Here is a 13,958-nt window from a genome sequence, read left to right as displayed (position 1 = left end):
CGTCGCATGTCGGCCTGGTGGAAGTGAGCTCGTGGCTGTTTCACGTGAAACTCCGCCGACCTCGTTTCACGTGAAACCGGTCCGTCGGGCGGGTTGGCCTAGCCGTCGGTCCATATCGAACGCCGTGGTGGCCGTTCCACGTGAAACGGACGACAGGTGACTGTTCGGGTGGACGTGCGTCGAAGTGGCGGGTGGGACCAGTTACGGTTGCTCAGGCAGCTAGTGCCGTGCAGGTGGCGGGGCGGCGTTTCACGTGAAACGAGCGACGTCACTGGTTGGCGGTACGAGCAGTACTTGGAAGAACTTCAGCAGGTTGTCGAACTCGAGGGAGCGCGATGAACACCCGACTCGGACGCGGACTTGGTGCGCTGATTCCCAGCACGCCCGCTCCCGGTAGCACTACGACGCTCGGCAGCAAGTCCAGTTCGATTCCCGGCGCACCGCCGATCAGGGTGGAACCGGAGTTGGCCGCCGTACCGGGAGCGTCGTTCGCGGAGATCGAGGTCGACAAGATCACCCCGAACCCGAAGCAGCCGCGCACCGTCTTCGACGAAGAGGCGATGGAGGAGCTGGTCCACTCGGTGAAGGAGATCGGCCTGCTGCAGCCGATCGTCGTACGCCGACTGGAGCACGACAAGTACGAACTGGTGATGGGCGAGCGCCGCTGGCGCGCCACCCAGCAGGCCGGACTGGCCACGATCCCGGCCATCGTGCGCGACACCTCGGACGACGTGATGCTCCGGGACGCGCTACTGGAGAACCTGCACCGCAGCCAGCTGAACCCGCTCGAAGAGGCGGCCGCCTACCAGCAGATGCTCGACGACTTCGGCTGCACACAGGAAGTCCTCGCCACCCGCATCGGCCGGTCGCGCCCCCAGATCTCCAACACGCTCCGACTGCTGAAGCTCCCGGCCTCGGTCCAGCGCCGCGTCGCCGCCGGTGTCCTGTCCGCCGGACACGCTCGCGCACTCCTCGGCCTCCCGAGCGGCGATGCGATCGAACGCCTCGCCCAACGCATCGTCGCCGAGGGCCTCTCGGTCCGCACCGTCGAAGAGATCGTCGCCCTGGGCGACATGAACGCCGACGACCCAATGCCCACCCAACGCCGCCGCAACAAGCCAGTCGCCCCCCGCCTCGTCGACCTAGCCGACCGCCTCTCTGACCGCTTCGAAACCCGCGTCAAGGTCGACCTAGGCAAAACCAAAGGCAAGATCACCGTCGAGTTCGCCTCCCTAGACGACCTAGAACGAATCGTCACCCTAATGGACCCCAACAAGCCCACCTCGTAACAGGCCACCTCCAACAGCCCCGTCCCCTCCCCGGGTTCGGGGTCGCTTCCATGAACCCCAAGCCGAACCGCCCCCGGACCAGGCGCGATGGAGAGCAAGGCAGCGCCTTGTGCACCAGAGCCGGGCTGCGGGAAGGGTGCAGCAGGCCGGGCGTGCGCGGCCGGGATGCGGTCGGGCCGAGGTGCAGGCGGGCCTGGGACACCGCTACGCCGACTCAAGGCATAGCGCCGCGATTGCGGCCTTCCCGCGGCTGCGCCTTCGCGGAGAACCGCGAACCGGATCCTCGCCGCTGCGCGCCAACGAATCGCACCCCTCGTCGTACTTGCACAGTCTGGCTTGGGGCATTCTTCGTGCTGCCTGCCGCTGCGCGGGGATTCGGCTGCGCCTTCTTGTCTCTCGCGAACGCAGCCGGCAGGAGCCGCAGCAGCCACGAGCTCGTTGGGCCCGGCGGACTCCAACCCCGTCAGCACCAGACCACTCGCGTCCGAACCAACGACCCCATCGACGCCGGCGGCATCTTTGGGGCCCACACGCGCCAGGCGACGCACTACGTGCGCAGCGCTCTCGTCCTCGGGCCATGGGGGGCGTCCAGCGCGAACTGCGCACTAGCCGGTGCCTCACGCACGACGCACCAGGCCGCGCGTCGTTCTGCGCCGCAGACAGCCGGGGGAGGGATCGCCCACATTGCCGCCTTGCACCGCACGGCGCGGCCCACTGCCCAGCGCGGCGCCCTGCAGCAGTCGGAGGGCTTGGGCCTACGTTCTCGAGCCCAGGGCGCTCAGTCCACGCGAGCGCCGTGCCGTCGACCCGAGCGCCGCGCAGTCCGCGTGGCCACAGTCGCGCGGGCTGTGGTGCGGCGGCAGGTCGCGGCTCTCGCACGGCGCGGAGTGCCCAGCGCCGAGCGAGCAGGCGGACTGCGGAGAGCGGGTCGACGGTGGGCTGCTCAGTCGCCGCGCCGGAGGGTGCGGGTCCGACCGAGCGGCGCGGCCAGCTGGCGTGCGGACCGTCGTACCGCGTAGATGGCTGGCTCGCGTCGCAGGTCGCGATCCGCGTCGCATGGTGCGCCGCGCAGCGTCGCAAACCGCGGCGCCTAGCGCTGCACAGCGTGGAGCCCAGCGCCGCACACCGCGATTCGTGTGTACTGCCGGGACAACAGCGTCGGCCTGCAGAGCTCGGGCTATTGGCCGGTCTGCTCAGAGCGGGACGCCGTAGCGTGCGGACAGCCGGCTCGCGTTGTGCAGGCAGGGGTCCCCGCAGGTGAGCCTGGGGTGCGCAGCCAGGGATCGGCCCTGCTGCTCATCGTCCGGGACGCCGACGCCTGGGGCCCGACGAAGCGACGCTGGGTCTGTGGGCGTAGGGCGCCGGGAGCGGGATGTGCGCCGGCGTCGCTGGGCCGGGTCGGCGGGATCGTCAGTCGGCTGAGGGCGGAATTCCTCTGGGAGCGCGATTGTGAGCGTCCGAGCTTCCGGCGCCAAGCTGCGTGTGTCCGGTGGTGTTGCTCCTGGGGCTTTGCCTGCCAGACACATTCAAGGGCGGAGTAGTAGGCGATGGCGTCGGTGTGCTTGGTGGAGGGCTCGCCGGGCGGCCGTGGGTCTCCGGAGGGCTGCGGATGCGTGGTGAGGCTGGGGCCTCAGGGTGCTCACAATCGCGCTCTCAGAGGAATTCTGGGGTTCTGGGGCGGTCGCCTGGTGGCCCGGGGCGGCTGGGGGTGGTTTGGGTGGCCGAGCCGAGAATTTGTCGATAAAGAGATTTGGGGATTTGCGGTGGATGTTTCATGTGAAACATCGCGCGGGTCGGTCAGTTGGGGAGGAGTTCGTGGGTGGTTTTGCGTTCGGCGTAGAAGGAGAGGAAGGGGATGGTGCCGGCCAGGGCGATGAGGACCAGGCGGGTGAAGGACCAGCGGACGCGGCGGAAGAGGTCGAACGTGGCAAGGAGGTAGACCACGTAGAGGAAGCCGTGCATCGGGCCGATGACGTCCATGGCGCTGGGGTCGTCGGCCAGGTACTTCAGCGGCATCGCCACGAAGAGCAGGAGCAGGAGCATCACGCCGACGACGTACGCGATCACGCGGTAGCGGGTGAGGGCGCCGCGGACGGCCGGGGTGAGCGGCTGCGGGGTGGCGGAGGTGGCGGGGTCGGCTGGTGAAGTCACGCTGAAACGGTACCGCTTGGCTCCACAGGCTCCTCGGCCTGGTCAGCACGCCCGTCCGACACCGAAGCTGAGTCCGACGCTCGGGTGAGTCCGTGGCCAAGCCCGTGCCCGAGCCTGACCTGAGTCGTGCCACGTTAGTCACCCGGCTAGGGGTGTTCCGGATGGCCTCGGCGTGTCGGGTGAGTTGGGTTCGGCGATGAGCGAGTGGCTGGCGAAGTCTTGGCGGTGGCCGACCGCAGGGAGCGCGGCGTTCGCACCAGCTGCCTGATTGATACACCGGTCAGCGGGGCGACTCATCGACAGCATCCAGGACCCCACTGAGTCGCGATCGACGCTACCGGCGGAGAGGACTGCCAACTCCATTGGTGGTCTGTGAGGGTGGCGGGCTCCTAGATTCGATGGGCTCCCGTGACGGGATCGCTCTGCCTGGCGGTCCTAGTTGCCGTCGGGGTTGGGAAGAACGCCTAGCTGCCGCATCAACGCCAGACGATCCCACCACTCGCGCTGCTCGGTGATCTTGCCCTCTGCCAGGCGGTAGATGCTCATGCCGCTGAGCCGGAACGGCTTCCCGGTGGCCGAAATGCCGAGCAGCTCGGCTTCGTGGGTCCCCTCTACCGTCCAGGCCACCGCGACCTTGTCTCCCTCGGCGATCATCTCCTCGATCGTGCGACGCAGGTCGGGGGCACCGGCGAAATACCCCGCCCACTTCTGCTTGGCGCCGTCCAGTCCCGGCGCCTGCCCGGGAAGGCCGTCATGGTCCAGATAGTCCGGCGCGTAGAACTCGCCGGCGCGATCCACCTCGTGTTGATTGAAGATCGCCTCGTACGAGTCGCGCAGGATCGTCTTGTTTTCTTCCGTTGACATGGGATGTCTGCCTCGCTTGACGTTCCGCCTGGGTGAAAGCCTCGTCTGACTAGCTTGCGCTTACCGCCCTTGACGGTACAACCGCCCGATTAGTCACCCCGAAAGCCCACCAGCGACCACAAACCCCAGGTCACAGCCCTGCCGCCATCACGCACCCGACGAGGTGGCACGAGTCAGGCCTGAGCCCGTGCCCGAGCCTGAGCCCGTGCCCGAGCCTGAGTCCATGCCCGAGCCTGATCCCGACGCTCGGCCCGACGCCGCGTGCGAGCCCGCGGCCCGGGCTGAGCCCGGGACCGAGCCGGAAGCCCGAGCCCGTGCCGGGGCCGGGGGCGTGGCGTCCGAGGCTAGGCCTGGGCCCGAAGCCGGGTCGGGGCTGCGTCCGCGGCCGGGTCGTCGTCCGGCTCGGGGTTGGAGGGCTCGGGGTCGGAGTCGGAGGGGTTGGCCTCGGTGGGGTCAGCCTCGGCGCGGCGGGTGTCTAGGACCATGCGGGTCCACATCCAGAGAGTGAAGGCGGCGAAGATCCACCACTGGAAGGCGTAGGCGACGTTGCGTAGGCCGGCGTGGTCGGTTGGGGGAGAGGGGGCTGGTACGACGGCCGGGGCGGGCTGGGGCGTCGTGCCGGAGTCGATCGATGACTGTACGACGAATGCGTCGTAGATCCGGTAGTCGACCATGTGGACGATGGTTGGGATCCGGAGGGACTGTAGGACGCGGCCGTTGGCGGCGTCGCCGGAGGCGTCCTGGGCTTCTGAGGCTGCTACGGCGCCGGATAGTGCGACTGGGCCGGAGGGTGCCTTGGTGGCCGGATCCGTGACGGATGAGACCCAGCCGCGGACCACCATCACAGCACCCGCGCTAGGAGAGCCAGCGCTGGTGGTGTTCAGCATGAGGGGGGTTACGACCCAGAAGCCGTCCTGGTCTCCGTGGCGACGGTCGGAGATGAGCAGTTGGTCCTTGGCTGGGCCCCATTCGCCGGACACCGTGACGCGGCGGCCGACTGCCTTCGCTGGGAGGCCTTCGTCGATGGAGAACAGGGACTGTAAGGCGATCGGGGCGCCCTCGGCTCGTTTGGCTGTCGCGGCCGCGGTCTTGGACTGGTAAACCTCCAGCTGCCACACGCCCATCACCGACATCACCGCGGCGATCGCCAGCGCCAGTACCAGCAGCCCCAACCAGCGCGGCGTCAGCACCACCCGCCAAAGCGGCGGCCGAACACCCCCTGCGGACATCAGAACCTCAACGAGCCGCGGCGGCAGCCAGCAGGTCGCGGCACAGCACACCAAGCTCGATCCCGGCGGCCTCCGCGGCCAACGGCACCAGCGACGTCTCCGTCATGCCCGGCGCCACGTTCACCTCCAGGAACCACGGCACACCGGACGCGTCGATGACCAGGTCAGACCGCGACAGGTCCCGCAGCCCCAACGCCTCATGCGCGGTGACCGCCGCCTTGGCGCACGCCTCCGCCACATCGGCGCCGACCTGAGCAGGTACGACGAACTGCGTCGCGCCGGCCGTGTACCGCGCCTCGTAGTCGTAGAACCCGGAGTCCGGCCGGATCTCCACCGCAGGCAACGCCCGCGGCCCGTCGCCGGTGTCCACAACAGTCACCGCGACCTCGGTCCCGTCGATGTACTGCTCGATCAGCGCCACCGGTCCGTAGGCGTAGCAATTCACCATCGCCGACGGCAGCTCGTCCACCGACCGCACGATCGACGCGCCGAGAGCGGAACCGCCGCGGGCCGGCTTCACCACCAGCGGCAGGCCGACCTGGTGGATCACCGCCTCCATCAGCGCGGTGGCGCCGAGCTCGCGGAACGTGTCGTGCCCCAGCACCACGGACGCAGGCGTGTTCAGCCCGGCCGCTCCGACCATGGTCGACGCGACCGGCTTGTCGAAAGCGGTCCGGCAGGCTGCCGCGGCGGCGCCGACGTACGGGACGCCGTACAGGTCGAGGACCTGGCGGAGTGCGCCGTCCTCGCCGGTGACGCCGTGCAGGACGGGGAAGACAGCGTCCGGCGGATCGTCGCGGAGCCGTTCGACCAGGTTGGCGTCGACGTCGCGCTGCTCGACTTCCACGCCGACGCTGCGCAGGGCGTCGGCGACCCGCCGGCCGGACCGGAGCGAGACGTCCCGCTCGTGTGACAGTCCACCGGCTAGTACCAGCACTCGACCCAGATCACTCATCACAAATATCCCGATCACTCGTGGGCGACTCCGGCTCGGTCCGCCGGTCCCGAGGCCCACAGGAACGGTACCGCTACCGCGTCAGAGACCCCCGGGCACCCGTAGATCCATTGCGCAACCTTTGCGCAGCGGACCAGGGCAAGCTCAGCTCAGCTCCGGACCAGGAGCGTCGTAGTCGCGCCTCGGCCCCGGTGTCATCGGCCCGAATGTCTGCCGCAGTTCGAGCTCCTCGTTGATCACCGCGGCCAGCCGGCCGACCCCTTCGACGATCCGCGACGGGGTCGGATGACAGTACGACAGCCGCATGCACTGAGAGCCGAAACCGTCCGCGAAGAAGGCGGTCCCGGGCACATAGGCCACCCGCGCGGTCACCGCTCGCGGCAGCATCGCCTTCGCGTCCAGTCCGTCCGGCAGGGTGAGCCAGACATAGAACCCGCCGCCCGGCCTGGTCCAGGTCGTTGCCGCGGGCATCTTCTCGGTCAGCGCCGCCAGCATCGCGTCGCGACGTTCCCGGTACATCTCCCGGAACTGCTTCACCTGCCCGAGCCAGTCGTGCCGGGTCAGGTACGACGAGATGGCGAGCTGACTGAACACCGGGGGACACAGGGTGGCCGATTCCTGTGCCAGCACAAGCTTTTCGCGCACGGCGTGCGGGGCCACCGCCCAGCCGACCCGGAACCCCGGGGCGAACGTCTTCGAGAACGAGCCGAGGTAGATCACACCTTCACGGTCGTCGGCCCGCAGCGCCCGGTACGGATCCCCGTCGAACCCGAGCAGCCCGTACGGGTTGTCCTCCAGCACCAGCAGATCGGCTCGCTGACAGATCTCCAGCACCCGCCGCCGTCGCTCGTTCGACAGCGAGACCCCGGCCGGGTTGTGGAAGTTCGGGATCGTGTAGAAGAACTTGATCCGCTTCCCGGCCGCGCGGACGGCCGCGATCGCCTGCTCCAGCGCCTCCGGTACGACGCCGTCGTCGTCCATCGCGACGTGGACGACCTCACACTGGTACGCGCGGAACACGCCGAGCGCACCCACGTACGACGGCGCCTCGCAGATCACCACATCGCCCGGGTCGCAGAACACCCGGGTGACCAGATCGACCGCCTGCTGGCTGCCGACCGTCACGACGACGTCGTCCGGGTGGGCGTCGATCCCCTCCAGCCGCATCACGTCGCAGATCTGGTCCCGCAACGTGGGATCGCCCTGGCCGGAGCCGTATTGCATCGCGGTCGGCCCGTTGTCGATCACCAGGTCGCGGACCGCGCTGCCGACCACGTCCAGCGGCAGGCCGCCGATATTCGGCATCCCGCCCGCGAGCGAGACCACCTCGGGCCGGCTGGCGACGGCGAACAGGGCGCGGATCTCCGAGGCCGTCATGCCCTTGGTCCGTGCTGCGTACCGATCGACGTAGTTGTCGAGACGGGTCTGCCGGACATCGGGCAGGTCAGCACTCACGGAGCCACTCCAACAGGTGATCGAGGGGGAAGTCACCAGGTTACGACGGACAACCCAAGCGTGCCTGGGCTGTGGATCGGCGCGACCTCTCACTACCATGCCTTATAGGGGCAGGTTCGACCATGCCGTGATCTGGCTGCTGAGACTGCCGGGCGGTGCGGTGCGGCCTGAGAGGTGGATGCGGAAGGCGGATCGGATGAGCGTGGGCAAGGCAGCCGGCTGGACGCTCGGCGGACTGTTGCTGGGCGTGCTGGCCGGGTTCGCAGGCGAGCTGTTCCGGCGGCAACCAGCCGCAAAGGTGCAACAGCGGTACGTCGCCCCGGAGGCGGCGGAGACCCCGGATGCGCGGAAGCCGGCACCGGCGCCCGCCCCGGCGGCGCGATGAGCGACCCGACGATACCCAGGGCGACACGCACCGTGATGGAAGTAACAGTCCGGACCAGAGACAAAGCACGCTGATGGCCCGACGGCTCGAACCGCTCACGCTCGCCAATCTCGACGAGCTCCCGGTGCCGTGCCGTGACTGTGTGTTCTGGGAGCTGGACCCGGTCGCCGCCAAGCAGGCGGCCCGGACCGGCGACACCGGCCTGGAGAAGGAAGCCTGGCTGTCCCAGTTGCTGCTCGACTGGGGCAGTGCGGGCGTCGTCCTGTACGTCGACGACGAGCCGGCCGGGTTCGCGGTGTACGCCCCGGCGACGTACCTGCCCCGGATCCAGGCCTTCCCGACCGCGCCGGTCAGCCCGGATGCCGTCGTACTGGCGACCGGGCGGATCCTGCCGCGTTACCTGGGGCTCGGGCTGGGCAAGATCCTGGTCCAGGCGGTCGCCAAGGACGTGCTGAAGCGGGGATTCCGGGCGGTCGAGGCGTTCGGCGACTCGCGGTGGGACGGGCCGGGGTGCGTCTGGCCGACCGACTTCCTCCGGGCCGTCGGATTCGGCGTCGTGCGGGACCATCCACGGAATCCGCGGCTGCGGCTGGATCTGCGCTCCGCAGTCACTTGGCGCAGTGAGATGGAGGCAGCGGTGGAGCGACTGATGGGCGCGATCCGTCCCGAGCACACCCCACCCGCACCGGTCACGGTCCGGGATGCTCTCACCCGCACACCGACAGGCTGACGACGATGATCTGGCGCCTCCTGGCCGACGTGATGATGATCCTGCACGCGGCCTTCCTGCTGTTCTTCGTGCTCGGCGCCTTCCTGGCCTGGAAGTGGCCGAAGGTGATCTGGGCGCATCTCGCCATCGTGGTCTGGAACCTGGCCATCGTGCTGATCGACTACGACTGCCCGCTGACCGGGTCGGAGAAGTACTTCCGCCGCCGCGGCGGCGAGTCGGTCTACGACGCCGGCTACATCAACCACTACCTGGACGGCCGGATCTGGCCCGAGGGCGCGACACCGACCGCCGAGAAGATCGGCTTCGCGCTGGTGATCATCGGGTACATCGGCTTCTTCATCCTGCGTCACCGTCGCAAGGCAGCCGCCGCGGGCGAGGTCAGGGGCGACTCAGTGGAACCCCGGACGTGATCTGAGCCGTCCGTGCCCATACTGGTAGGCGTGTCCAGCCGTGGAAGCACCCTCACGCCGGTCGACGACTACCTGACCGGCCTGAGTCGCGCATTGCCCGGCCCGCGCCGGCGGAAGGCCGACCTGCTGGCCGAGGCGCGGGACCACCTGGTCGACGCCACCGAGGCCTTCGAGGCCGACGGTCTCGACCGGGACAACGCCGAGCGAGAGGCGGTCGCCGACTTCGGCGAGCTCGACGAGGTCGCGCCCGGCTATCGCGCCGAGCTGGCGGTCAGCCAGGGCCGGCGGACCGCGGTGATGCTGTGCCTGGTGCTGTGCGCCCAGCCGCTGGTCTGGAAGGAAGGCCTGTGGGGCTGGAACCAGGATGTAGTCGAGCCGAACCCGGTGGGCACATTCCTCGGCCAGATCGTCGAGGTGGTCGGCGGCCTGGCGATGGCCGGTGCGTTCCTCGCGGTGATCGCGGCGGGTATCGGCATGCGGTATCCGGTGGTGCGTGATCGGGTCAGCCGGATGACCGCCGTCTTCGCCCTGGTGAGCTCGGTCCTGGTCAGCTTGATCGGCACCGGGATGGGCATCACCAGCTCACATCCCAACCAGGTGGCGGATTTCGGCGCGGTCGGCGGTTTCGTCGTCCTCCCGCTGCTGGTCGTCGCGATCTCGGCCGGGCGCTGTCTACGCCTGGCCCGGGCGTAGTACCCCTTCCACCACCGCGCGAAAGGTCAGCCACTCCTGCTTGCCTGAAGCAAGCATCTTCTGCCCCGCGCTGGTGAGCTGGTAGGTACGGCGTTTCCGCCCGCCGACCGTGCTCCACTCGCTGGCCAGGTAGCCCGCTCGCTCGAGGCGCCGCAGCGCCGGGTACAGCGTCCCGGTCGGCAGGTCCAGCTCCCCGCCGCTGCGCTCCAGCAACGCCTCCATGATCGCGTAGCCGTGCAGCGGTTCGGTCTCGACGACGGCCAGGATCATCGGGTCGAGGTGTCCACGCAGCGCATCCGCCTTCATGTAGCCAGTCTACTCATATGTCTGTTACTGTCGAGAGGCAACATGTAGCGAATCTACTTATCAAGGGGAGGCGCAAGCCATGACCGTGGACACTCCAGTACGCCGACCGCCCGGGAAGGGAGGTGGACGAGCCGGGCTGCTGCACCGGGTGTCCGGCTGGTCGATGCGGCACGCAGCCCTCGCCGTGGCGCTCTGGGTGGTCGCCCTCGTCGCCGTCACCGCGGCCTCGACTCTGATCGGCGACAGCTACCGCAACGACACCTCGCTCCCGGGCACCGACTCCCAGCGGGTGACCGACATCTTCCGCGAGCACCAGCCGCAGGGCGACACCGCGTCGGTTCAGATCGTCCTGCACGCGGACGGCGGTCTCCAGCCGGAGAAGCAGCGGGTCGCGTCGATGCTGGCTGCCGTCGGGGACCTCCCGCACGTGGCCTCCGTCGCGGACCCCTTCACCGCACCCGGCTCGCTGTCCGAGGACGGGCGTACGGCGTATGCGACGGTCGGCCTGGACACCACCGTCGAGGACATGACGGTCGAGGACGTCCGGACGATCATCGACCGGGCGCAGGAGTTCGCCAGGCCCGGCCTGCAGGTCGAGGTCGGCGGCGACCTGGCCCGGACGGCAGCCGAGAGCGAGGGCGGTGCGGCCGAAGGTGCCGGCATCCTGGCCGCGCTGGTGATCCTGGTGTTCCTGTTCGGATCGTTGCTCGCGGCAACCCTTCCGCTGCTGACCGCGGTGTTCGCCGTCGGCGGCACGCTCGGCCTGCTGGTGCTGGCCTCACATCTGTTTACCGTGCCCGACTACACCGCGCCGGTGATGATGCTGGTCGGCCTGGGCGTCGGGATCGACTACGCGTTGCTGATCTTCTCCCGCTACCGCCACGAGTTGCTGAAGGACGGCACCGATCGGGCGACCGCGTCGATGGTTGCCCTGGACACTGCCGGCCGCTCGGTGATGTTCGCCGGCTGCACGGTGGTGATCGCCCTGCTCGGTCTGCTCGCGCTCGGACTCGGTGCACTGCAAGGTGTCGCGCTCGGAGTCACGCTGACCGTGCTAATGACGATGCTGGCCGCGGTGAGTCTGCTGCCGGCTCTGCTCACGCTGTTCGGCAAGCGGATCGAGAAGAGTGTCCGCAAGCACGCGGCGAAGAAGCGTCGTACGCCCGGGGACGGGTGGCGGAAGCTCGCGGCTGTGGTTCAGCGGGGTCCGTGGGTGCCGCTGGTGCTCGGGACGATCGCGCTGATCGCATTGTCGTTGCCGGCGCTGGACATGCGGCTCGGGTTCGCGGACGCGGGGACGGATGACCCGGCCAAGACCAGCCGGAAGGCGTACGACCTGCTGGCACAGGGATTCGGGCCTGGCTTCAACGGTCCGCTGGTGGTCGTCTCTGAAGGGAACGCGGCCGCGGCGCAGCAACTCGGCCAGACTCTGCAAGCGGATCCGAACATCGCCGCGGTCACGCCGCCGCAACTGACACCCGACGGCAAGATCGCCACCGTGCTGGCGTTCCCGAAGTCGGCGCCGCAGGATGCGGCCACCAGCGAGCTCGTCGAGCGGCTGCGCGACGACACGCTGCCCGCGCTCGAAGCGCGGACCGAGGCGAACTACCTGGTCGGTGGTGCGACGGCGGCGGCCGACGACTTCGCGTCGGCGGTCAGCAATCGGCTGCCGATCTTCGTCCTGGTCGTGGTCGGACTGTCGGCCCTGCTGCTGATGGCGGTGTTCCGGTCGATTCTGATCCCGTTGAAGGCGGCGGTGCTCAACCTGCTCAGCATCGGGGCTTCGCTCGGTGTCATCACGCTGGTCTTCCAGCAGGGCTGGTTCGGTGCGCAGCCCGGTCCGATCGAGGCGTTCGTCCCGGTGATGATCTTCGCGATCGTCTTCGGTCTGTCGATGGACTACGAGGTGTTCCTGGTCTCCCGGATCCATGAGGAATGGCGTCGTACCAAGGATGCGAAGGAGGCCGTCCGGGAGGGGTTGGCCAACACCGGCAGTGTGATCACCGCGGCGGCCGCGATCATGATCGTGGTGTTCGGTGCCTTCCTGCTCAGCCCGGACCGGATGCTGAAGCAGTTCGGCCTCGGCCTGGCCACCGCCGTACTGCTGGACGCCGTGCTGATCCGGTGCATCATCGTGCCGGCCGTGATGCGGCTGTTCGGGGACCGCGCCTGGTGGCTGCCGCGCGGACTCGACCGGGCCGTCCCGAAGATCGCCCTCGAGAAGGACTACTCCGAACAGAGGTAGTCCGGACAGACGTGTGCCCTGGCAAGGTTGGACACCTGCCAGGGCACACGTCTGTTGTTCAGACAGTCAGTTGGCCGAAGCGGAGCATGCCGGTGGCCGCGTCCTGGTCCGGCGGGAGGTAGACACGCTGGATCGCGACCACGATCGCCTCGGCGACCACGTCACGGAACGCCGGATCGGCCAGGCGGGCCGAGTCGTGCGGGTTGGTGACGTACCCGATCTCCAGCCGGACCGCGGGCATCTTGGTCCGCCGCAGCAGATCCCAGGTCTTGGCGTGCGTCCGGCAGTTCAGCAGGTCGGTCCGCGCCACGATCTCGCGCTGCACCAGCCCAGCGAACTGCTCGCCCACGCTGGACGACGCACCGTGCAGATCGTTGCCGTAGAAGTACGTCGCGACACCCTGCGCCTCCGGATTCATCGACCCGTCGGTGTGCAGCGACACACAGAGGTTGGCGTCCGTCTCGTTCGCGAACGCGGCCCGGGCCAGCTCGTCCGGCCCCTGGTCCCGTCCGCGCGACAGATACGCCCGTACGCCGGTCGCGCCCAGCCGACCCTCGATCCGGGCGGCCAGGTCGTACGCGATATCGGACTCGCGCAGGCCGAAACCCTCCCAGCCGTAGTCGAAGCCGCCGTGACCCGGGTCGATCACCACGGTCTTGCCCGACAGTCGCGGCCCCGCGGCGCGAACCTGCTCGGAAGCACGCAACGCGTCCGGGCGACCGCCGGTCGCCATCGGCTTGATCCGCTGCAACGCCTTGAAAGTGGACGGGCCGCAGGTGCCGTCGGCCGGCAGGCCCATGTTCCGCTGGAACTCGGTCACCGCGCGCTGGGTGTCCGCACCGAAGATGCCGTCGATCCGGGCCACCGCGAAGCCGAGCTCCTGCAATTTCGCCTGCAGCGCGAGAACGTCGTCCCCGGTCAGCGGGTGCGAGACGACGTACGTCAGCAGTCGGTCGCCCAGCCGCCAGCGGGCGTCGTCGATCGCCCGATAGGTCTGCGGGCCGACGATCCCGTCGATCATCAGCCCGCGTTGCTGCTGGAATCCCCGGACAGCGTGCGCGGTCGCTTCGTCGTAGACGTCGTGACCGCCCGCCAGCAGGCCGAGCCGCTGGAGTTTGCCGATGATCTCGGCGACTGCCTCACCGGTGTCGCCGATCCGGTACACGCCGTGCGGGCCGCTGAACGGGGTGCCAGCCATCAAACTGCTCCTTGCCGTGTGGCGGACGGATGGTCCAAACCTCAGTCA

General features: G+C 68.9%; 13 protein-coding genes. 6 read left to right on the top strand and 7 right to left on the bottom strand.

Annotation, left to right across the window (positions count from 1 at the left end; all coding sequences use genetic code 11):
* Positions 1-335: 335 nt before the first annotated feature.
* Complete coding sequence (locus tag ACGFIF_RS35490) at positions 336-1,289, top strand: ParB/RepB/Spo0J family partition protein (RefSeq protein WP_393160506.1); 954 nt, start codon at positions 336-338, stop codon at positions 1,287-1,289.
* A 1,797-nt stretch (positions 1,290-3,086) separates the two neighbouring features.
* Here ACGFIF_RS35490 and ACGFIF_RS35485 read toward each other — a convergent pair.
* The 5 genes from ACGFIF_RS35485 to ACGFIF_RS35465 form a co-directional block, all read right to left on the bottom strand.
* On the bottom strand, positions 3,087-3,440 hold the full coding sequence (locus ACGFIF_RS35485) for a DUF3817 domain-containing protein (RefSeq protein WP_393160504.1): 354 nt from the start codon (positions 3,438-3,440) through the stop codon (positions 3,087-3,089).
* 435 nt (positions 3,441-3,875) lie between these two features.
* Positions 3,876-4,304: an ester cyclase gene (locus ACGFIF_RS35480; RefSeq protein ID WP_393160502.1), complete on the bottom strand. Its 429-nt coding sequence runs from the start codon at positions 4,302-4,304 to the stop codon at positions 3,876-3,878.
* A gap of 344 nt (positions 4,305-4,648) precedes the next feature.
* Complete coding sequence (locus tag ACGFIF_RS35475) at positions 4,649-5,533, bottom strand: SURF1 family protein (RefSeq protein ID WP_393160501.1); 885 nt, start codon at positions 5,531-5,533, stop codon at positions 4,649-4,651.
* 7 nt (positions 5,534-5,540) lie between these two features.
* On the bottom strand, positions 5,541-6,488 hold the full coding sequence (locus ACGFIF_RS35470; protein ID WP_393160500.1) for a D-alanine--D-alanine ligase: 948 nt from the start codon (positions 6,486-6,488) through the stop codon (positions 5,541-5,543).
* Between the two features lie 144 nt (positions 6,489-6,632).
* The gene (locus ACGFIF_RS35465; protein WP_393160499.1) at positions 6,633-7,943 is read right to left on the bottom strand and encodes a PLP-dependent aminotransferase family protein; all 1,311 of its coding nucleotides are present in this window, start codon (positions 7,941-7,943) and stop codon (positions 6,633-6,635) included.
* A gap of 196 nt (positions 7,944-8,139) precedes the next feature.
* Between ACGFIF_RS35465 and ACGFIF_RS35460 the strand changes: the two genes are divergently transcribed.
* The 4 genes from ACGFIF_RS35460 to ACGFIF_RS35445 all read left to right on the top strand — a co-directional run bounded on the left by ACGFIF_RS35460 (position 8,140) and on the right by ACGFIF_RS35445 (position 10,161).
* Complete coding sequence (locus ACGFIF_RS35460) at positions 8,140-8,328, top strand: hypothetical protein (RefSeq protein ID WP_337000627.1); 189 nt, start codon at positions 8,140-8,142, stop codon at positions 8,326-8,328.
* A gap of 73 nt (positions 8,329-8,401) precedes the next feature.
* Complete coding sequence (locus ACGFIF_RS35455; protein ID WP_393160497.1) at positions 8,402-9,058, top strand: GNAT family N-acetyltransferase; 657 nt, start codon at positions 8,402-8,404, stop codon at positions 9,056-9,058.
* 5 nt (positions 9,059-9,063) lie between these two features.
* Positions 9,064-9,468, top strand: coding sequence for a DUF2784 domain-containing protein (locus ACGFIF_RS35450; RefSeq protein ID WP_393160495.1), 405 nt, complete (start codon positions 9,064-9,066; stop codon positions 9,466-9,468).
* A 30-nt stretch (positions 9,469-9,498) separates the two neighbouring features.
* A complete protein-coding gene (locus ACGFIF_RS35445; RefSeq protein WP_393160493.1) occupies positions 9,499-10,161 on the top strand; it encodes a permease prefix domain 1-containing protein in 663 nt (220 codons plus the stop codon).
* On the opposite strand, the gene ACGFIF_RS35440 is transcribed toward ACGFIF_RS35445, so the two are convergent.
* A complete protein-coding gene (locus tag ACGFIF_RS35440; RefSeq protein WP_393160491.1) occupies positions 10,141-10,467 on the bottom strand; it encodes a PadR family transcriptional regulator in 327 nt (108 codons plus the stop codon). The genes ACGFIF_RS35445 and ACGFIF_RS35440 overlap by 21 nt on opposite strands.
* A gap of 79 nt (positions 10,468-10,546) precedes the next feature.
* Here ACGFIF_RS35440 and ACGFIF_RS35435 point away from each other — a divergent pair, with 79 nt between their 5' ends.
* The gene (locus ACGFIF_RS35435; protein ID WP_393160489.1) at positions 10,547-12,712 is read left to right on the top strand and encodes an MMPL family transporter; all 2,166 of its coding nucleotides are present in this window, start codon (positions 10,547-10,549) and stop codon (positions 12,710-12,712) included.
* A gap of 58 nt (positions 12,713-12,770) precedes the next feature.
* On the opposite strand, the gene ACGFIF_RS35430 is transcribed toward ACGFIF_RS35435, so the two are convergent.
* Entirely contained in the window at positions 12,771-13,910 is a 1,140-nt protein-coding gene (locus ACGFIF_RS35430) for an N-acetylmuramoyl-L-alanine amidase (RefSeq protein WP_393160487.1), read from the bottom strand.
* Positions 13,911-13,958 lie beyond the last annotated feature (48 nt).

It is taken from the genome of Kribbella sp. NPDC049174 (assembly GCF_043197365.1).
In the GTDB taxonomy this organism is placed as follows: domain Bacteria; phylum Actinomycetota; class Actinomycetes; order Propionibacteriales; family Kribbellaceae; genus Kribbella.
Note: the sequence above shows the minus strand (reverse complement) of the source record. Positions and strands in the feature narration are given on the sequence as shown.